Raw genomic sequence first — 19869 nt, forward strand, 5'->3', positions numbered from 1 at the left:
CTTGTCGGAGAGAAAGAAGGAAAGAAACTGTTCCGGATTACCTATGCGGTTCGTCTCCCGCGATATACGAAAGGAGATATCATTTTTATCCGGAATACCTATGGTGAAATTCTGGGGGCAGAGGGGAAGACCATCAGTTACCTGGATTTGGCCTCAGGAATTCCCCGTACCGTCCCTGAATCCACCCAGTCCAGATATATCGGATCTGTTCGGGACGGAATTCCCATGCTGGTCATATATCAGGATGGAGAAACGCTGGGTCTCATGAATGAAGAGACTGGAAAGACAGAAGAAGTCCCGGTTCAGTCATGGCGGACCATCGTCTCCGGAGAACGGGTACACATCATCCGGGATGATGACCGGGTCTTGGTAGTCTGAACAACCGATAATATGAATGTCCGGGAGATCCCCATCAGGGAAATGAAGAGAAGTCTTTCAGATCCATGGGTGGATACCAGCAGAAAACCCTGGGTATCGGGAGATATTGCGTATGTCCCGGTGCAGAAAGGATACTCTTATACCCTGACTCTTCCGGAACGGCGAAGAAAAGGCAGAGGGTACCAGAAGCTTGGTTCAATTATCGCGTTTCATGGTGAACAACCTGATGCAGGCGTCATCGATGAAGTACGAAATCTTCATCACCCACAGGGGATTATCTGGTACCGGGGTCACCATGGAGAGATGCGGATTCCGGATATTGTTCTTCTTTATGGAGAGGTTTCAGATACCATCCACAAAGAGTCCGGTCTTTTATATCACCTCAATCCGACTAAAGTGATGTTTTCACAGGGTAACCGTGAAGAGAAGCGGAGGATAGCAAATCTTGTAAAACCTGGTGAACTGATTTGCGATATGTTCGCCGGAATCGGATACTTTACCCTTCCGATGGCAAAAGCCGGGGGATTTATTCATGCTCTTGAGATAAATCCGGATGCTGTGCACTATCTAGAAAAAAATGTCCGGGAAAATGCCCTTGATGCACGGATTTGTATCACAATGGGAGACTGCAGAAAGACTATCACCGGGACATATGATCGCATTCACATGGGGTATTACGAAGCAGCTGGATTTCTGGATACCGCACTATCCCATGTCAAATCAGGGACGGTGCTTCATGTTCATGGGATTGGAGATAATACCACCGAGATTCAGAAGCACCTGAAAACCTTCGGACTTACTGCAACCATGGAACACAGGATTATCAAGAAGATCGGGCCAGGGAAGGTTCATACCATGACTGATGTGGTAATATCATGATTCTGAGTGGGAAAACAATTCTTATCGGGGTTACCGGAAGCATTGCTGCAGTAGAGACCGTCCGTCTGATTCATGCCCTGAGAAGAAAAGGAGCTGAAGTTCAGCCGGTGATGAGTCAGGCGGCTTGTTCGATCATTCATCCTGATGCCCTGACCTATGCAAGCGGACGGGAGACCATTATCCGGATCACCGGTCATGTTGAACATGTCCTGTACTGCGGTGATGAGGGACGTGCTGATCTTTTTTTGATCGCCCCATGCACCGCAAATACCATATCAAAGATAGCCTGCGGGATTGACGACACAACCGTTACAACCTGTGCAACCACTGCTCTTGGAAGAAAGATGCCCATCATCGTGGTTCCTGCTATGCACCATGCAATGTTCCGGCATGAAATCGTCATGAAAAATCTTGCTGCCCTGAAAAACATCGGCATTGAGATAGTGGGACCCCGGATAGAAGAAGGGAAAGCAAAAATTGCTGATATCAACGAGATAGTCCTCTGGTGCGAACGACTTATATCTGGCAGACCACTTGCCGGTAAACGAATCCTTATTACCAGTGGCAGATGCGAAGAGCCGGTAGATGATGTCCGGGTCCTCACCACCCGTTCTTCCGGTAAAATGGGTCGGGAACTAGCATATGAGGCTTTTCGCCTGGGTGGTGATGTAACCATTATTCACCGGGATGAGATCCTGGTTGGAAGAAATATCCCTGTCACCACCGCATCATCGATGGGAGATGCAATCAGGTCTGTGATGAAAGAACATATACCAGATATATACATCAGTGCTGCAGCCATCTCTGATTTTGCTCCGGAATGTATATCCGGGAAAATTCCCAGTGGAAAACCTGCATCAATACAACTTCGTCCCCTTCCAAAATTACTGGATCTCGCTCTTGGAACCATACCGGTCACGGTCGCATTCAAACTGGGAGAGTCTGCACATGAAGAAGCAGAACAACTTCTATTAAAGGGGGTGACCATGGTCTGTGCCAACAAACCGGACAATCTGGGATCTGATGATGCTCAGTACACCATTCTGGATTCATTTGGAGAGAAATCAATAGCGGGAAGTAAACAGGAGATGGCCTCGCAGATATTTGATCGAATCATTGAAAAGCACCTGTAATCATGGAACTGACACGTGTTACTGCCTTCTGCCCAGGCCATATCTCCGGATATTTTCTCCCGGTTATCCATGATGATCCTGATATATCGGGAAGTATCGGAGCTGGTATTGTCATCTCTGAAGGTGTCAGGGTGATTGCAGAAAAAAGTGCTGATTCTACCGTGAAGATCTTTCAGACCGACCGGTACGGACAGCCGGCAGAGAGAGCAGAATCATCACCGGTTCTTCTGGATCTTCTCGAATATATGCAGGTAAATGCATCAATTGAGACCTGTTGTCATCTCCCGATCGGGAGCGGATATGGTATGTCAGCTGCCGCTCTTTTAGGAACAGTTCATGCGCTGAATGCGCTGTATGATCGTAATCTCTCTCCCCGGGATTGTGCCCGGATTGCCCATCGGATAGAGGTACAACACCGGTCAGGACTTGGAGATGTTTCCGCGTGTCAGGGAGGAGGATTTGTTATCAGAAAAACACCAGGGCCGGATGGAGATATCATGCGGATAATGGATGCCCGCCCCATCTATGCCCTGACCATCAGTCCTATAAAAACCTCATCAGTGCTTTCATCTCCTGACATGATGGCACGGATAACCAGGTCATTTCCTTCCCGGACACCACAAAATCTGGATGATATTATGTCTCTTTCACGGGAATTTGCTGAAAGGAGTGGCCTTATTTCCAAAGAGATCCGAACCGTCCTTACTGCATGCGATAAAGAGAACCTCCCTGCAAGCATGACCATGCTGGGATGCGGAGTATTTGCACTCGGAAAAAGAGCAGAATCGGTTCTGAAAAAATTCGGAGATGTATTTAAACTCACCATTTCACCGGGAGGCCCGGCTATTTTATATGGAGAACGAACTTCATGATACCAGAATCTCATCCCAGGTACAAATCACTGGTAACCAGGGAAAAACTGGCTCAGTACACCAAAACCGGAATAGTATCACTTGAAGGACTAACTGCCCACGGAAGAGGAGAGGCTTTTGACTACCTGCTTGGGGAAGAGACCACTGAATCGGCACTTCGGGCAGAGAAAATTGCTGCAGCTCTTCTTCTCTCTGCAAACCACCCGGTTATATCAGTGAACGGAAATACCGCTGCTCTTGCTGCAAAAGAGATTGCACAGCTTCAACAGGCATCACAGGCACGGGTTGAAGTAAACCTGTTCCATCGGACAGAAGAGCGGGTGCAGGCAATATCTGATCTCTTACAGGAACATGGCATCACGCTGGTAGAAGGAGCTGTCTCCAGGTATATTCCTCTGGATCATGACCGGGGGCTCTGTCACTATGACGGGATGTACTCTGCTGATGTGGTACTGGTCCCCCTGGAAGATGGGGATAGAGCACAGGCACTTATCGATCTTGGAAAAAAAGTTATTGCCATTGATTTAAACCCCCTCTCCCGGACATCAAAGGTTGCAACAGTACCTATCATAGACGAGGTTACAAGAGCACTTGTAAATATTACCGGATTCTGCACTGAACTTGGTCAGGATGAGATTACCAGGCTTACAGAGGATATTCACGGAACCGGATTTATCAGGGATGCCCTTGAATATATACGGGAGAGGCTTTTGAATGTTCTGGATTGAAAGATATCGTCCGGTCACTTTTGACCAGATACGTGGTCAGGAACGGGTGTGTGAAGTGCTCAGGCGATGTGCCGCAACAAAAAACCTCCCACATCTCGTAGTATCCGGCCCCTCAGGAACAGGGAAGTCAGCAGCGGTTGAGGCCACCTTACGTGAATTATACGGAGAGACCTGGCAGGATAATGTAACCATCTTCAGGACCTCTGATCTCATGGAACGGGGGAAATCTGCGCTTGAATCAGACGAACGGTTTTTACATCTGTACCGACCTGATGAATCATTTCTCTCAAACTTCAAACATATCATCTCTTCTTATGCTTCCATCCGACCGATCAATGCAGAGTTCAAAGTAATGCTGTTTGAAGATGCCCATGCGTTATCACATGATATCCAGCATGCCCTCCGCCGGACCATGGAACGGTACAGCAATACCTGCCGGTTTGTCTTTTGTACAACACAGGCATCAACCCTCATCCCACCGATTAAATCCAGGTGCCTGCCTCTCTTTTTCACCCCCTTATCCCGTGAGATAATCAGGGACTGCCTGAATACGATTCAGAATGATATTCCAGAACCTGATCGTATCTCTGAAGATGAGACCGGCCTTATTGTTGCTGCTGCAGGCGGGGATCTGAGAAAGGCAATCATGTATCTGCAGGTGAGGGTGGAGACGAAAATCCCGTTCAATCCTGATACCTTAAGCAGAACTGATACCCAGGAAGAGGCCTGCCTTGCCCTCCATGCTATGAAAGCAAAAGATATCGCAGCGGCCCAAAAACGGCTGCAGGATCTGATGATCACTCAGGGGCTATCTGGCAGAGAGATTATCTCCACCCTTCTTCAGGTCACTGAACGCGAATATAATGATCCGGAGATTGTGACACGGCTTGCCGATACTGATGCCCGTCTGACCCATGCCGGGAATGAGTATCTGCAGGTCAATGCCATGGTAGCCACCATCATCGCGGAGGTGTTTTCATAACCAGAGCAAAGTCATCGGTACATGCCCGGGTGCAGTCACATTATGATGATATCGCTGACGTGTATGACCAGCGGTATGATCATCGGGAACGAGGGCGTATCTATTATGATCATATCGCCGGGGCAGTACTTGGCAGAATAAATTCATCAGGTCACCTTCTGGACATCGGATGCGGTACAGGACTATTCCTCGAGCGATACTTAAAGGAAGGAACAGACAGGACCGCTACCGGTATTGACATCAGTCCGGGGATGATCAAAAAAGCCCGGGAACGATACCCTGATCTTCCCTATGTGGTGGGAAATGCAGAGCTTCTGCCCTTTGAATCTGACTCATTTGATTCCATCTCAAGTCTTCTGGCCTTCTCATACCTTCAGAATCCGGGGCAGAGTCTTAAGGATTGTTACCGGGTTCTTGTTCCAGGAGGGAGGCTGGCGGTCTGCACTTTAGGGAAAAATATCTTTACATCAAGCCTTCCGGCCCTCTACTCAATTGGAGCAAAGATGAAGATACGCCGGGTCGGTGTGGGATCTTTTGCCGAACACTATTACTCTGCAAAAGAGATGTACGATCTTCTCGATAAAGCAGGTTTTGAAGAGATTGAGATCTTTAAATGTTCATTTGCTCACTTCAACCTTGCCGGCCCGCTCTTCATGATCGCAAAAAAAGTAGAATCCTTTATTGAAGATAATATCCCCTATCTGGCTTACAACCTGATCGCTGCCGGGAAAAAACCTGAATGAAATCCTTCTTCTCCGTATAATTACTTTCCTTTCAGTTTTTTTGAAAGTGCTTCAAAGGTGTATTCCATCTCATAATGGCAGCAATGTCTCCTGGGTAACCATAAAAACCGTTTTTGAAACTCAACATCTGCCCTGGTAACATGCAAAGCCAGGGAGAGCTGAAAGGCCAGTATTACAAACACGGTGAGGATAATATCACGAAGTGTAAGCGAAATGGTTGAGAAAAAGGAGTAATGAGCAGTGATTAAATAACGGATCTGATCCTCAAGTCCTGCAAGTTGTCCGATGGTAACGGCGACTATGATTATGAGAAGCCCGAATAACAGGATCATAACACAGGAGATAATCCAGGAACGAAGGAATCTGCCGATGATCGCAACTATCGTGCATAAAATAAATATTATTACAACAGGGTCCGTCAGTGCCTGAAGGATCGTACTATCCATTGATGTAAAATCCACCGGCATCAGGTTTAATTATTTCTATATTTTTGAGTCCATTTTTTTTTAGAACAAGCAGGTCACGCACATTTTATATTCATTACCGGAAAAGTAACACTATGGTTCAGTCATTCCATTCGTGTTGGCATTACAGACTACTTTTCAGCAGGATACAGGAGTTTACATGAATCAGCGGTTTTGTATCGGGTTTGAAGTTCATCAGCCATATCGCCTTAAAAAAGGATTCAAACCTGATTTCACAAACGGTCCGGACGATCCGATGGAGCGCTACTTTGATGACGCCAATAAAGAGATCCTGCTCCGGGTCTGCGATAAATGTTATGAACCGGCTACCTCGATCATCCTTGATCAGCTGGATGACGGATTTTGCTGTGCATTCTCTCTCTCCGGAGTGCTTATAGAACAGATGGAGAGATGGGCGCCAGATGTTCTTGATCTCTTCAGACAGGCAGCACAGCATAAAAATGTCGAGATGATCGGGCAGACCTATTTTCACAGCATCTCCAGCCTGTTCTGGACCATGGATGAATTCTGCAACCAGGTAAACCTCCATCGCGACCTCCTCAAAGACGTGTTTGGAGTAACTCCCCAGGTATTTGAAAATACAGAATTTCTTTTTGATAACCGGATTGCTGCCACGGTAAAAGATCTCGGTTTTAAAGCCTGTTTTACTGAGGGTGTAGATTACATCCTTGAATGGCGGAGCCCGAATTACCTGTACCAATGTGCCGGTCTGCCGGTCATCATGCGCAATTTTAAACTTTCAGATGACATTGCGTTCCGGTTTACCTGCCGGGACTGGGATGCATGGCCACTGACGGCCGATCGGTATGCAAACTGGGTCTCACGAACTCCGGGAGATTTTGTACCGGTATTTATCGATTACGAAACCATCGGTGAGCATTACTGGGTAGAGACCGGAATCCATGAATTTTTCAGACATCTGGGTCCGGAGATGAGAAGATCAGAGGTCCAAATGGTAAAACCTTCAGATCTGTTATCCTTCCCGGTACATGATGAATTTTCAATTCCTCTTCCCATCTCCTGGGCCGATGCCGAAAAGGATGGGACAGCCTGGATTGAAAATCGAAAACAGAAGAATGCATTCAGGTCAGTGCAGCGTGCAGAATCATTCTGTAAAGATAAACATACCTGGCGGTGTATGCAGATCAGTGATCATTTCTACTATATGTCATGTAAACAAGGATCCTGTGGAGAAGTCCATACCTACTTCAGCCATCAGCCGGAACATGAAGCATTTATTACCTATATGGATGTCCTGGCAGATTTTATCGAACGTTCAATACCTGAAATGGACAAAAAGGAGTACCTCTATCCACTCCGTACCATTCCAATCGATGATGCCTTCTACTTCTCAAGTCCGGTCGGATACACCGGTCATGTCGCCTTTGATATGGATCAGTTTGCCGATATGCTTCAGATTGTTCCATCAGACTCTATCACATATCACCACCAGAAAGGCGATTTTGCCAGCTGGTGCCGGAATGTATTAAAGGATGAGCCCCTGGCACAGGCTATTGAAAACGCCCGGAACCGGCAGGAGCTGATACTGGCTGCAGATACCCGAAGACATGAGTTATGGACCGCTTTAAAATAATGCAAAATACCATATTTCCAATAGTATAGATGAATACCGGCCTGTCAATTTTTTGATATGAATTTTTGAGCGCGGGATGATGCTATCGCTTTTCCCGACCTGCTTTTCATCCGGACACAAGGTTGCTATCTGTACAGGGGATAAAATATGAGGAATTACATCTGGATACGCAATACACCCCCTGGTATTGTCCGGCATATCGGATATATTTTTAATAGAAAGATCATCCATTCTTTGTATATGCGTAGTTTTCCGCTTTCGTTCTGGTTGGACTTTTCAAAACTTTTCAAAAACACCGCTCATCCCGCGTTCATATTTCGTAATGCCCCTCTGATTACTGGAAAAATCACTTCATTCACCAAAAGACACTCTGGTGATGTATCATGACCGGTCACCGCTTTAAAATAGCAATTTTCTGCTGGGAAAACCTCTACAGCGATCGGGTCGGTGGCCTTTCCAATGCGGCGACCTATCTTGCCCAGGCCCTTGCAAAGGATCATGAGGTCCATTTCTTCACCAGAGGCGATGAAGACTTTGAAATGAACAACGTATACTACCACGTCTACCGCCCGCATGGAAATAACATAGTTGAATACTGTGCAGACCTTTCAAGAGGTCTTGTTAACCGGTTTTACCAATATGATGATCCGGGTTTTGATGTCCTTCATTTCCATGACTGGCATGTAACCGAAGCCCTGCATCTCCTCCAGGATCGGCCGACGGTATTCTCATTTCATTCAACAGAATACGGGAGAAATGGAAATGTACACGGGGACTGGTGGGAGTACCATGAGATATGCAGCAAGGAATGGTATGCCAGCCTCATTGCCCGACGGTGTATCATGGTATCATGGACGCTCCGCAACGAAGTGCTTGAACTCTATAAGACCGATCCTGGCAAGATCCATGTCATTCCAAACGGTGTCGTAAAAGAACAGTTTGACGTGAGCATTGATCCCGGTGCCATCAAAGCCCAGTATGGTCTTCATTATATGACACCGCTCATCACCTATATCGGACGGATGGCATACCAGAAAGGACCTGACATACTCGTCGATGCAATACCCCTTATCAGGGAAAAGCACTGGAATGTTGCATTCATCCTTGCCGGCGGAGGAGGGATGCGTGACTGGCTTATAGAAAGGACAAAAGGATGGCCGGTTCAGCTTCCCGGGTTTATAACCGACTCAGAGTACGTCAGGCTCCTGCATGCCAGTGATATTGTTGTAATTCCAAGCAGGAATGAGCCATTTGGTATCATTCTTCTTGAGGCATGGAGTGCAAACCGGCCGGTGGTTGTCAGCAGGGTTGGAGGTCTTGCTGAAAATGTTGAGCATGGAGTGAATGGTCTTGTTGTGGATCCGACTCCGGAGGGGATTGCATGGGGGGTCAATTACTATCTTGACAATCAGCATGATAGAATCAGATTATCACGAGGTGGGTATAACCAGGTGGACCGGAGATTCTTCTGGGATTCAATTAAAGATCAGGTCATGTATGTGTACCGCGAAGCAATGCATTGAACATATCCTGCCGTATATAGAGAGAGTCACTGACCGGCCATGGAACTGACGGACATCCCTCGTTTGATCAGATACGGAAGAGAACTTGCCAATCCCGCTATCGCATCGGCACGTGAATTTCTCATCCCTCAAGGAGATGCCTTCTCCTCATCTTCTTTTGCAGGGAATACCCGCCGGTACCATGGTCTGTATGTGAACCGTGAACGGATCATTCTCTCTTCACTTCATGAAACGATAAACGGGATCTCACTTCTGCCAGGATGGTGGGGTGAGCGATCCCCTGACGATTCTATCAGACACATTCTCTCAGCTCAGATGTACCCGGTCTCCCAGGAGATATCAGTCGGAAAAGCTCTGGTTACCAGAACCATAGATCTTCATCAGGGACTCTCCATCCGATGGGAGGTGAATGGAACTGCTGATATGGTAATCCGTCCGCTGATGACAGACAGGAGTATGCATAATCTCAATTCTGAGCATCAGATAGAGGTCAGGCCGGTTCAGGGAGGGTACGACTGGAACGGATACCAGTTCAGATGCACTCTCCCCTTTATCGAAGAGTATCAGCAGTACTTCAATGCCCGGTACCCAAAGGAAGCAGACCGTGGATATGACGATACGGAAGATCTCATCTCACCTGGATTTTTCGCCGGAACAGGGATGAATGAGGTCATAGAACTGGAGGTATTTCCTTCCGGATTATATACGCTCCGTGATTCTCCGAAAGGATCTTCAAGCGATCTGCTCATCCGTGCATCACAACTCTGTCTGCGCAATGGTGGGATACTTGCCGGATATCACTGGTTTCATCAGGAATGGGGCCGGGACACGTTCATCAGTATGCCAGGTCTCCTCCTTGCAGGCGGTCGGTACAGGGAGGCAGAAGATACCTTCAGAAAGTTCCTTCGTCACCGGAGAGGAGGGCTTATTCCAAACAGGTATCCTGACACGTTCAATTCGGCGGATGGTTCTCTGTGGCTTTTCTGGGCTTTGTTTCATTATCTACAGACCCATCACGATTCGCCCTTTATTGACGAGATAACGCCGGATCTGGAGTCACTTATCACATCCTATCCGGAGACTGAAATAACCAGCATGGAGCATGATCTCATATCAGTCAGTCCGTGTTCAACCTGGATGGATACACCCAGTACTCCACGGGAAGGAAGACCGGTTGAAGTAAATGCTCTCTGGGTACTGGCCCTTGAGGTATGTGAGTACCTTGAGATAGGAGTCCCCGTCTCATCCAAACAGGTAAGACGATCCTTTTATACCTTCTGGAATGAAGATGCCGGATGTCTGTATGATGTCCGCGATCCTGATGATGGATCTGTAAGACCAAACCAACTTATCGCTCTTGCCTTAGGGCTTATGCCCTTTGACGAAGGACGGCAGGCCCTGGACCTGATCCAAAAAACACTCCTCACACCCTACGGACTTCGCTCTCTTGCACCGACTGAACCGGGGTATCATGGACGATATGCCGGTGATCCTTCCTACCATAACGGAATGGTCTGGCCCTGGCTCATGGCCTGGTACATGGATGCACTCATACAATACGGTGAACAGCCACGACAGATATCACGGGTACTGCATCCACTCTGGCAGTACTTCCTGACCGATGGAGCAGGGATGCTTCCTGAGATATTTGACGGTGATTTTCCATTTGCTCCCAAGGGAACCATTTGTCAGGCATGGAGTATTGCAGAATTAATCAGAGGCAGAAATACAATTCTTTCTTTAATTAACCCACAGGGTGTCGAGTAACGCCTTTCATTTATATGTGTTTTTCACTTTCACCCTGTTTCCTTTACTCTTATATGGGGGGTACCAGGATCCTGCTATGCCATGTCAGTTCCTCTCCTATCACAGTTCTCAGTCTCTCAAGGGACGTTCACCGCTTTCATTGCACCAGTGGAGGATCTGACCCAAGCGCCCGGTTTATTTCTAAGAAAAGAACCAGGCCTTATTCTCTACCTGTGCGGTAATTATCCGGTGATCCTCCCGGACTTAACCCGGTATTCAGATCGGTTTGTTGTCAGAAGGGCCCTTACTGCCTTTCAGATCCTGACTATCCTTGATGAAGCATACCAGTCATTCCTTATCATTGAACATGATCGGTCGCTCTTTGAAGAACGAGCAGATCTTCTTCCCATCATCGGTCACCGGTGCAGGGAGTATGCAATGAAAAATTCAGGGGTCCTTCTTCTTGCTCCCTACCCTGATATGTACATACAGGCACTTGAGCCATTTTTCCACCGGATATTCCTGGTTGATCATGTGCGGGAAGATAAAATTGTAAAGAAAAAACGAACGAAATCAAAACAGTTATCCCTGGAGGTTTGAGATGACCAAATCAGACAGTTCATTCCTGTTAGATATTACCCGGACCAGAACCGGCGTGGATATCTGGGAGAAGAGAGGAGGTCAGCTCTCCTGTACCCATCACTCTCTTGAGCCGGGTTTTCTTCTTTCTTTTCCGGATAGTCATCAGTTTTACCAGCTCCTTGATGGTCTTGCTGACGAATACCCCGTTACTCCATACCGGATTACTACCATATACGGAGAAGAGGACGGGTACCAGGTTCAGGCCGGGAGGGATGTTGCACAGAAGATAGAAGAACAGACCTTGTACCAGGCCCGACTGTTTAACGTTGATATCAGGCCTGAACAGATCTTCTGCGCACACACAAAAAAGATAGTCGGAGGGTTTCAGGATGCAGACCGGTTCTCTCCTGATCAGAAAGCAGATCTTGATATGATGGAGATTACCTGCCGTGAAAATCCTCACCGGGATCCCCACCCTGAACATATTACCATCACCACTAGCGAAAGACAATGGGTCCTTGACGGACCGGAGCGCAGTATTGCAGAAGATCTCTTTACGATAATCCAGGATAAGGACCCGGACATCATACTTTTTCCTGATTATGACACATGGTCCGGGATTTTTTTAGGAATAGCCAGGGAGAATTATCTGTTTAATTCCTTCAGCAGAACCGGCAGGTTTCACACCGTTGCACCCAGATCCTATTTCAGTTATGGAAGAATGGAACACCGGCTTGGGGCGAAGATTCCTGAAGGCCGGATTATTATTGACACCAGGCAGAGTTTCATGTACCGTGAAGGGGATCTCCGGGGAATTTTACTTGCATCAAGGCTTGCCGGGCTTTCACCCAACCTCACCTGCAGGCTCACACCTGGCACACTGATCTCATCATATGAAGTATACGAAGCCCTTGCCAGGGGGTATGCAGTCCCTTTCCGGAAAAGTGATGCAGAGGCATGCAGAAGAGTCACGGCAATGAGAGTTGATTACCGGGGAGGATACATGCTTCAGCCTCCGCCAGGCATATTTGCAGATGTTACCCAGATTGATTTTACCTCATTTTATCCGTCCATTATCGTCAGTGAAAACCTCTCTCCGGAGACGTTGAACGACCGGACAAAACCCGGATTTCTTTCATCAGTGTTAAAACCGGTCATCACTCTCCGACAACATACCAAGCAGATGAAAAAGACTGATTCATCCTATGCAGGGATGGACGGTGTATTAAAATGGATGTTAGTCACCTGTTTTGGTTATACCGGTTATAAGAATGCCAGGTTTGGAAGAATCGAGGTCCATGAGGAGATTACCCGTACCGCTACCAGGATATTAAAAGACTGTGTGAAACTCACCGAGGCCCATGGCGGAGAAGTTCTTCATGCAATCATCGACTGTCTGTTCATCAGGGGCGGCCCTGCAAAAATCATCCAGGAAGAGATAGAGCGGATGACAACCTTTCATACGGAGGCTGATACCTATGACTGGGTTGTTTTTCTTCCCCAATCTGACGGAAGCGGATCTTACTGCTCTTATTTTGGGCGGTTGAAAACCGGGAAGATGAAGGTGAAGGGTATTTCTGCAAACCGGAGGACCACCCCGCCCTATGTTGTCAGGATGCAGAATGAGATGCTTGATATCCTTTCCACATACCAGGAGATTGATGACATCCCTGATGCACGGGACACCCTGTTCTCTGTGTACAGGCGGTACCTGGATACCATGAACCATGCAGATCTCAGGGATTTTATCATCACCCGGCGCATCGGGAAGCACGCCTACAACAAACAATGTATCGCCCAGGCAGTTCTTGATACATATAAGGAGCATCATGTTGCCATAGAGCCGGGTATGGATGCCTCATTCCTTGTCAGGGATGAGAAACGACTCATAGTTGATCCTTCCTGGGACGCTCAGGGTATTGACACACGGTATTATAAACGGCTCCTTGACAAGGCGTATGAAGAAGTGGCTTCTATGCTCCCCTGAAAATAATTACCATTCTGATACTATGAGAGCGTTTCGCCGTGCATGAATATCGTCATTGCGGGACAGGAACTCCCCCTGTACTCACCCTTTTTGTAAGGGCAAAAAAGAAATTTTAACAGTGATGATACTACTACAATAAGAGTCGAAGATAATTCCCGGCATCTGAAGATAAAAAATGACTCGCGTTTTATATATCGATGATGAAATAACCCTCCTTACTCTGACCCAGATCTATCTGAAAGAGGAGGCAAATCTTGATGTTGAAGTTGCAGCATCAGCTGAAGAAGGACTTAAACTTTTGAGAAGTGAATCATTTGATGCGATAATTTCAGATTATGATATGCCGGATATGGACGGGATAGAACTGTTAAAGTGTGTGCGGAAAGAAAATCCCACTATCCCGTTTATCGTGTTCACCGGAAAGGGGCGTGAAGAGATAGTCATTGAAGCCCTGAATTACGGTGCTGATTTTTATCTGCAGAAAGGCGGTGATCCAAAACCACTCTTTACAGAACTTGCAAATGCTATCCGCCATCTTGTCAGAAGAAGTCAGGCTGAAGATTCTGCAATGCAGCATATGCAATACTGGAAGAAGGTCCAGGAATCTATAAGCAGAAAGTTGGAAGATATTGAAAATTCTGCTCATGCTTTAACGACCATTACAGAGGGTCTTTTCGAAGGTCAGGAACATATCCAAAAGATCCTTATGCGTACACAGGAAATCCATGAAGAACTCCATAACCAGTACAAACCGGAGATGAAATAACCCATGAGTCCTGAAGGTGTCATGTCATCGATTGAGTTCCAGATGAGTCTGCTTCTTTTCGTGGCCCTGGCCGGGTATCTTCTGGCCTCCCGTATCAATCAGTCTGCAGTCATTGGTGAGATTCTTGTCGGACTGATTGTAGGGCCAAGTATCCTTGGTCTTGTGACGTATACCGATTTTGTAAGCAGTATCGCTCACCTTGGCGCGATTATTCTTCTGTTTGTTATCGGATTTGAGTTTAATATCCGTGAGATTTTTAACATAAAATATGGGTTTATCGCAGCTTTTGGAGTTATTGTTCCCTGGATAGGTGGCTATGCCACGGCTCTGCTGTTTCATTTTGATATGCAGGGGGCCTTTTTTGTAGGGACTGCCCTTACTGCCACAAGTATTGCGATAACGGCAAATGTCCTCAGGGAGATAAATCAGCTTCAGTCAGAAGCTGCAAAAGCGATCATCGGTGCGGCGGTCATTGATGATGTTCTGAGCTTACTGGCTCTTGCAATCACGGAGGATTTTGTCTCCGGCTCATTCACCGTGGAAGGGGTCGTATTAGTCTTTATAAAGGCAATCGGATTTATGGCTATCTTCGGTCTTCTTGGAGTATCGGTTATCAGCAAATTCCTCATGAAACTTGACCATTCAAAGATTGCCGAGAAGTTTCCTGAATTCGTTTTTATCACCGCGATGATGATCGCATTCTTCTATGCCATGATGGCTGATCTGGTCGGTCTTTCTGGTATCGTCGGGGCATTTCTTGCAGGAGTCTCAATGGAGAGTGTGGGTCTCAGACATAGCAAGGACTTAAAGGAAGGTGCAGAGTACCTGCAGATCATATTTGCATCAATATTCTTTGTCTCTCTTGGTATCCTGGTTGATGTGCATGCTCTGACACTGGACGGTATCATCTTTATGCTGGTTCTGACTGGTATTGCCATACTGACAAAAGTTATCGGATGTGCAGTACCTTCCCGTCTTATCGGGATGTGCACGAGGGATTCCCTGATAGTCGGGTTTGGGATGTCACCCAGAGGAGAAGTAGCCATGATTGTCGCCCTTATCGGACTTACCGGCGGAATAATTGGGCAGGATATCTATGCAGGCATTGTCTTTATGAGTCTATTAACAACTATCAGCACACCAATAGTATACCGGAACTGGCTATACCGGAAAACACCCAGTATTATAGAAAAAACAGAATAAAAAAATAAAAAATTACCCTTCAAGGGGTATGGTGGTCAACTTTACTGTTTCAACACCTTTTTGAGCCATGAGACGTTCGGCAATCCCTTTTACCTGCTGGGCATCTCCCTTTACTAAAAGAACCTCCACACACCTGGTGTGAGTCACATGGGAATGCAGTGAGGCCTGAATTAAATCCATAAAGTCATGCTGGATATCGGTGATTGCCGCGACAAGTCCGCGTTGATGGTGATCATAAACTAACGTGATAATCCCCTGTCTGGGCCCGGAGAGATCAGCCATCCATTTATGATATCGGATATACGACCGAATGGCATCCCGTATACCTTCAGATCTGGAAGAATATCCCCTGTTTTTCAGAATCTGATCAAAACTCTGAAGTAAATTCGACGGAAGCGATACTCCGATCCGGGATAGATCATGGTCATACAAATCTTCCTGTTCCGAATCAGCGAATGAGGGAGACATGATGATTACTATTTATGTAATATGGTATATCTTTTTCTTACCTTGTATGCCAAAAAGATCATGAGTATTTAAGGATAAGACATCTCTGAAGATTGCATCAGACATCAATGAAATTTATCTCCCAATAGAGAATTCGTTATATTACTCATTAATTTGAAAAACACACTCATATAAATACTCTCATGGTCAGGAGCTCTCACCGGTTTTTTGACCTCTTACGGGATGCCCTGATTTTTTATATCTGAGTATCCATACGAAACGCGGGAACCTTTGGTTTTTGACTCGCATCGTCCACGTGCAGGGACTGGCGGAGAGCAGCGTAAGATCCACAAACAGTGATTGAATATCAGATTCTGAAAAATAATGGGTAATAATTCCATTCCCTTTGAGCACTGTCCCTTCTTCTACTTCTACTCCGGATGTTGATCTGAAATCTTCAGTCCCAAAAACGGTTACCAGTAATTCGCCATCCGGAGAGAGAGTTTGTGTTATCTCACGGGCAGCAGTTATGCGATCCGTGTGCAGAAGATGCCCCAGGATATGATGCGCATCAATATTCTGAATCTGTGCTTTTTTAAAAGGGAGATATCGTACATCAGCACAGATAAAAGAGACGTCAGCGAGTTCTGATCGTGATCTGCAGAGGCGAAGCGCGGTCATGGAGAAATCAACTCCTATCCGGCAGGTCGCTTTGGAGACAAAACGAAGATTTTTCCCATTCCCACAACCCAGATCCAGAAATATTCCCTGGTTTATCTGGGTTGTCGGCTCAAGAGGGGAATTCCCCCAGAGCGTTCCCTTAACCTGGTACTCTGCGTCCCAGGCCTGCCGTTGATCGGTTTTGTTCTCATGAATGTCACCCGCCGGCGTCATGAATATTAAATCCCTTACATGAGCATTTTCCAATAATGATGGCTGTAATAATAGCACCAACTCCGATAACTGCTGATGCGGTTTCAAAGGATGAATAAGAGATGAGATATCCTCCAATGGCTGGGAGGAGAGTCATACCGGCATAACTACAGGTGGAGTACAGACCCATAGCAATTCCCTGTCGTTCCTCTGCTAATGCCAGATATCCAATCTGTGAAACCATGATAAGGCCGGCAACGGCTCCTATGATGAGGATTATTACCGGGGCTATGAGGAAAGAAAATAATAAGGGAACTATCATGAGAGATGATATCCTGATGAGCAGGACCGGTTCGATCTTCAGATACGGGGTTGCGAGTGATGAAAGTATGGTGGCAAAGTTCATTGCCGCAAGAACAGTACTCACCTCATGGACCGGATATCCTGAGAGCTCAGGAAACACAGCCTGTACATACCCGGTTGATCCGAGAAGAATGATCACCGAAACCCAGAGCGGGTACTGACGCAGTATCTGCGAACCGGTTTCTCTGACGAGCGCCTGTACTGGAATTGTATCCTCCACTCCCAGCCGGGGTATGGTGATTATGCATACCATAATGCAGATAAGACCTGTACCAAGAGTGCAGACAAGAGCCCCAAGAAGAATATCTCCGGTCACCATTGCAAGCCAGCCTGACCCGATAAGTCCGCACAAAAGACCGAAATTGAGCGACGCCATGAAAAGACCGGTATTTTTCAGGGTGTCTTTCTGATATCCGATCCAGGATAATGCAGAGGAGATGAAAAATCCTGCACCGATTCCTTCAATAAATCTCCAAATAAGCAGATCGACCGGATCTGTAAGAGTAATTATGAGTATGCCAGATAAGAGAGTGAGGACCAGAGAGATTCGGATTAATAAAGGCTGACCATACCGGTCACTTGCTACCCCGGCGGGAAGCGTTGTTATCATCGCCCCAAAAAAGTATGCCGAGAATATAAGCGTCTGAAACGAAAGATCATCAGAAAGTGAAGGAAGGACCGGGACAATGGCATTTGATAATGCCATCACCATGAAGACTGCAGCAAAAAGAAAAAATGGCCGGGCCATCGGTATCAGATCAGCCGATATGTCTCCAAGTTCATAGGGGAGGTTGTCTGAATGTGTAATTTTTTATAAATTGAACTTGCAAGATCGATGGTCTTGTTCTCATCACCATGAATGGCAAATATCTTCTCTGGTTTGGGTTGCATATGAGAGACAAAATTCATGAGTTGTCTGCGATCTGAGTGCCCTGAAAACCCATCAACCGTGATGCAGTCAAGGTTGACGACGATTGTCTCCCGGTTCCCAATTGGAATCTCACGCCAGCCTTTCTGAATTCTCCGGCCAAGTGTTCCGTCTGCCTGATACCCGACAAAGACCAGACAGTTTCGTTCATCGGCGGCAAGGTTTCTGAGGTATTCCATGACCGGTCCACCGTTTAACATACCGCTGGTAGTGATGATAACACATGGCTCTCCGTTGATGACACGCTCACGTTTCTCTGCAGAATCCACCTGCTCAAAACACTCGGCAAGGAATGGGTTGTGCCCTTCTTTGAAGATAAGATTGCGAAGCTCTGAATTCAGGTATTCAGGATAGGTGGTATGAATTGCAGTCGCTTCCTTGATCATACCGTCAAGATAGACTTTCACCGGGGGGAATTTCGAAAGCCGCATACCTTCTTCAATGGCAAGCATGACTTCCTGGGAACGTCCTACGGCAAATGCGGGGATGATAATCTTCCCGCCCCGTCCAAGAACCTCGCGAAATACCCCGTATAATCTCTCTTCTGCATCAGCACGGTTTGGCTGCATATCCTGGGCCCCCCCATAAGTAGACTCCATAAAGAGGGCCTCAAGTCGTGGATAATGATTTACTGCAGCATTGAAGAGACGACTCTTCCCATAATGAAGATCGCCGGTAAATGCCACATTGTACAGTCCGTCTCCGACATGGAAATGTGCAATACCTGATCCAAGGATATGTCCTGCATTATGGAAGGTCAGTTTGATATCAGGTGCAATATCAGTGACACAGCCATAATTGAGCACAATTGAGTGCTTGATATATTCCTTGACCTCATTTGAGGAATACGGAATGGTTTTTCCTTCCTTATTCACCACGTCAAGGTAATCCAACTGCAGCATAGCGGCTAAATCACGGGTTGGCGGGGTAGAATATACCGGGCCCTCATATCCGTATTTATAAAGAAGCGGGATATAGGCACAGTGATCCAGATGTGCATGGGTAAGGACCACGGCATCCAGCTGAGAGAGCGGATGAATCTCAGGAACATAGAGGTATGGCGTTGCCTCAAAACTGTCCGGCTTTTCTCCACAGTCAATAAGGACACGGCTTTCCGGAGTGGAAAGCAGAAATGCCGCACGTCCGACTTCACGACAACATCCAAGGGTAGTCACCCGGATCCACTGATCTTTTGCGATGACATCGCGATGGATTCTGCGACCTATCCTCTTTAAGAGTTCTTTTCGTTCCTGGTGGGCAGCCCGTAAATACTGTCGTACCTGCTTTACCGTGCTGCTTTCGATAGGCGGAGTCCTGACAACCTTGGGTGTCCACCCAATCTCACGGGTTATGTCACGAAGGGTGGCCCCGTTTTTCCCGATAACCACGCCGGGTTTTTCTGCCTCGATGAGGACTTCACCGCTGTCTGCTTCAAAGAATATATCAGATATTCCGGCATTCTCACCGACGACACGTCTGATAGCGGATGCAGCACGTTCGGGATCTTCTAATATGGTGGGACGGACAACAATACGTTTCCTGATATCCCTGGCAAGTATTTTGATAAGATCATCCTGGTCAGCAAAGGTCTTTGGATCATCAGTGTAGATGACCAGTTCAGGCCCTTCGAATTCGACAGATGATACCTTAATCCCCT

18 protein-coding genes and 1 pseudogene are annotated in these 19869 nt (G+C 46.8%); 14 read left to right on the plus strand and 5 right to left on the minus strand.

The window, feature by feature from the left end; all coding sequences use genetic code 11:
* The 7 genes and pseudogenes from LDL35_RS06430 to LDL35_RS06460 form a co-directional block, all read left to right on the plus strand.
* Positions 1-378, plus strand: a pseudogene (locus LDL35_RS06430) (NMD protein affecting ribosome stability and mRNA decay); the annotation flags it as partial.
* Between the two features lie 12 nt (positions 379-390).
* Complete coding sequence (locus LDL35_RS06435; protein ID WP_304020593.1) at positions 391-1257, plus strand: SAM-dependent methyltransferase; 867 nt, start codon at positions 391-393, stop codon at positions 1255-1257.
* Complete coding sequence (coaBC, locus tag LDL35_RS06440) at positions 1254-2390, plus strand: bifunctional phosphopantothenoylcysteine decarboxylase/phosphopantothenate--cysteine ligase CoaBC (RefSeq protein ID WP_304020595.1); 1137 nt, start codon at positions 1254-1256, stop codon at positions 2388-2390. Before LDL35_RS06435 ends, coaBC begins: the two co-directional genes overlap by 4 nt.
* A 2-nt stretch (positions 2391-2392) precedes the next feature.
* Complete coding sequence (locus tag LDL35_RS06445; RefSeq protein ID WP_304020597.1) at positions 2393-3262, plus strand: pantoate kinase; 870 nt, start codon at positions 2393-2395, stop codon at positions 3260-3262.
* Positions 3259-3990, plus strand: a complete 732-nt coding sequence (locus LDL35_RS06450) for a 4-phosphopantoate--beta-alanine ligase (RefSeq protein WP_304020598.1) — start codon at positions 3259-3261, stop codon at positions 3988-3990. The genes LDL35_RS06445 and LDL35_RS06450 overlap by 4 nt, the downstream gene beginning before the upstream one ends.
* A complete protein-coding gene (locus LDL35_RS06455) occupies positions 3977-4972 on the plus strand; it encodes an AAA family ATPase (protein WP_304020600.1) in 996 nt (331 codons plus the stop codon). The genes LDL35_RS06450 and LDL35_RS06455 overlap by 14 nt, the downstream gene beginning before the upstream one ends.
* A 29-nt stretch (positions 4973-5001) precedes the next feature.
* A complete protein-coding gene (locus LDL35_RS06460) occupies positions 5002-5715 on the plus strand; it encodes a class I SAM-dependent methyltransferase (RefSeq protein ID WP_304020602.1) in 714 nt (237 codons plus the stop codon).
* Between the two features lie 20 nt (positions 5716-5735).
* On the opposite strand, the gene LDL35_RS06465 is transcribed toward LDL35_RS06460, so the two are convergent.
* The gene (locus LDL35_RS06465; RefSeq protein WP_304020604.1) at positions 5736-6161 is read right to left on the minus strand and encodes a hypothetical protein; all 426 of its coding nucleotides are present in this window, start codon (positions 6159-6161) and stop codon (positions 5736-5738) included.
* 178 nt (positions 6162-6339) lie between these two features.
* Here LDL35_RS06465 and LDL35_RS06470 point away from each other — a divergent pair, with 178 nt between their 5' ends.
* The 7 genes from LDL35_RS06470 (at position 6340) to LDL35_RS06500 (ending at position 15601) form a co-directional block, all read left to right on the plus strand.
* On the plus strand, positions 6340-7794 hold the full coding sequence (locus LDL35_RS06470; protein WP_304020605.1) for an alpha-amylase: 1455 nt from the start codon (positions 6340-6342) through the stop codon (positions 7792-7794).
* A gap of 383 nt (positions 7795-8177) precedes the next feature.
* Positions 8178-9317: a glycosyltransferase family 4 protein gene (locus LDL35_RS06475; protein ID WP_304020607.1), complete on the plus strand. Its 1140-nt coding sequence runs from the start codon at positions 8178-8180 to the stop codon at positions 9315-9317.
* Positions 9318-9356: 39 nt separating this feature from the next.
* Entirely contained in the window at positions 9357-11084 is a 1728-nt protein-coding gene (locus LDL35_RS06480) for an amylo-alpha-1,6-glucosidase (RefSeq protein ID WP_304020610.1), read from the plus strand.
* A gap of 81 nt (positions 11085-11165) precedes the next feature.
* Positions 11166-11663 carry a hypothetical protein gene (locus LDL35_RS06485; protein WP_304020612.1) on the plus strand — a complete coding sequence of 166 codons (498 nt, stop codon included), beginning with the start codon at positions 11166-11168 and terminating at the stop codon, positions 11661-11663.
* 1 nt (position 11664) lies between these two features.
* Entirely contained in the window at positions 11665-13632 is a 1968-nt protein-coding gene (locus LDL35_RS06490) for a type B DNA-directed DNA polymerase (protein WP_304020614.1), read from the plus strand.
* 175 nt (positions 13633-13807) lie between these two features.
* Positions 13808-14398, plus strand: a complete 591-nt coding sequence (locus tag LDL35_RS06495; protein WP_304020615.1) for a response regulator — start codon at positions 13808-13810, stop codon at positions 14396-14398.
* A gap of 3 nt (positions 14399-14401) precedes the next feature.
* Positions 14402-15601, plus strand: coding sequence for a cation:proton antiporter (locus LDL35_RS06500; protein WP_304020617.1), 1200 nt, complete (start codon positions 14402-14404; stop codon positions 15599-15601).
* A gap of 12 nt (positions 15602-15613) precedes the next feature.
* Here LDL35_RS06500 and nikR read toward each other — a convergent pair whose 3' ends face one another.
* From nikR to LDL35_RS06520, 4 genes are all read right to left on the minus strand, one after another.
* Positions 15614-16069 (minus strand): nickel-responsive transcriptional regulator NikR, encoded by a 456-nt coding sequence (gene nikR / locus LDL35_RS06505; RefSeq protein ID WP_304020619.1) that lies wholly within the window; start codon positions 16067-16069, stop codon positions 15614-15616.
* 186 nt (positions 16070-16255) lie between these two features.
* A complete protein-coding gene (locus LDL35_RS06510; protein WP_304020621.1) occupies positions 16256-16942 on the minus strand; it encodes a class I SAM-dependent methyltransferase in 687 nt (228 codons plus the stop codon).
* A complete protein-coding gene (locus LDL35_RS06515) occupies positions 16926-18032 on the minus strand; it encodes an MFS transporter (RefSeq protein ID WP_304020624.1) in 1107 nt (368 codons plus the stop codon). The genes LDL35_RS06510 and LDL35_RS06515 overlap by 17 nt, the downstream gene beginning before the upstream one ends.
* Before the next feature lie 5 nt (positions 18033-18037).
* A partial coding sequence (locus tag LDL35_RS06520; protein ID WP_304020626.1) for a beta-CASP ribonuclease aCPSF1 occupies positions 18038-19869 on the minus strand: 1832 nt, incomplete at its 5' end.

Source organism: Methanospirillum hungatei (assembly GCF_020216685.1).
Taxonomy (GTDB): Archaea; Halobacteriota; Methanomicrobia; order Methanomicrobiales; family Methanospirillaceae; genus Methanospirillum; species Methanospirillum hungatei_B.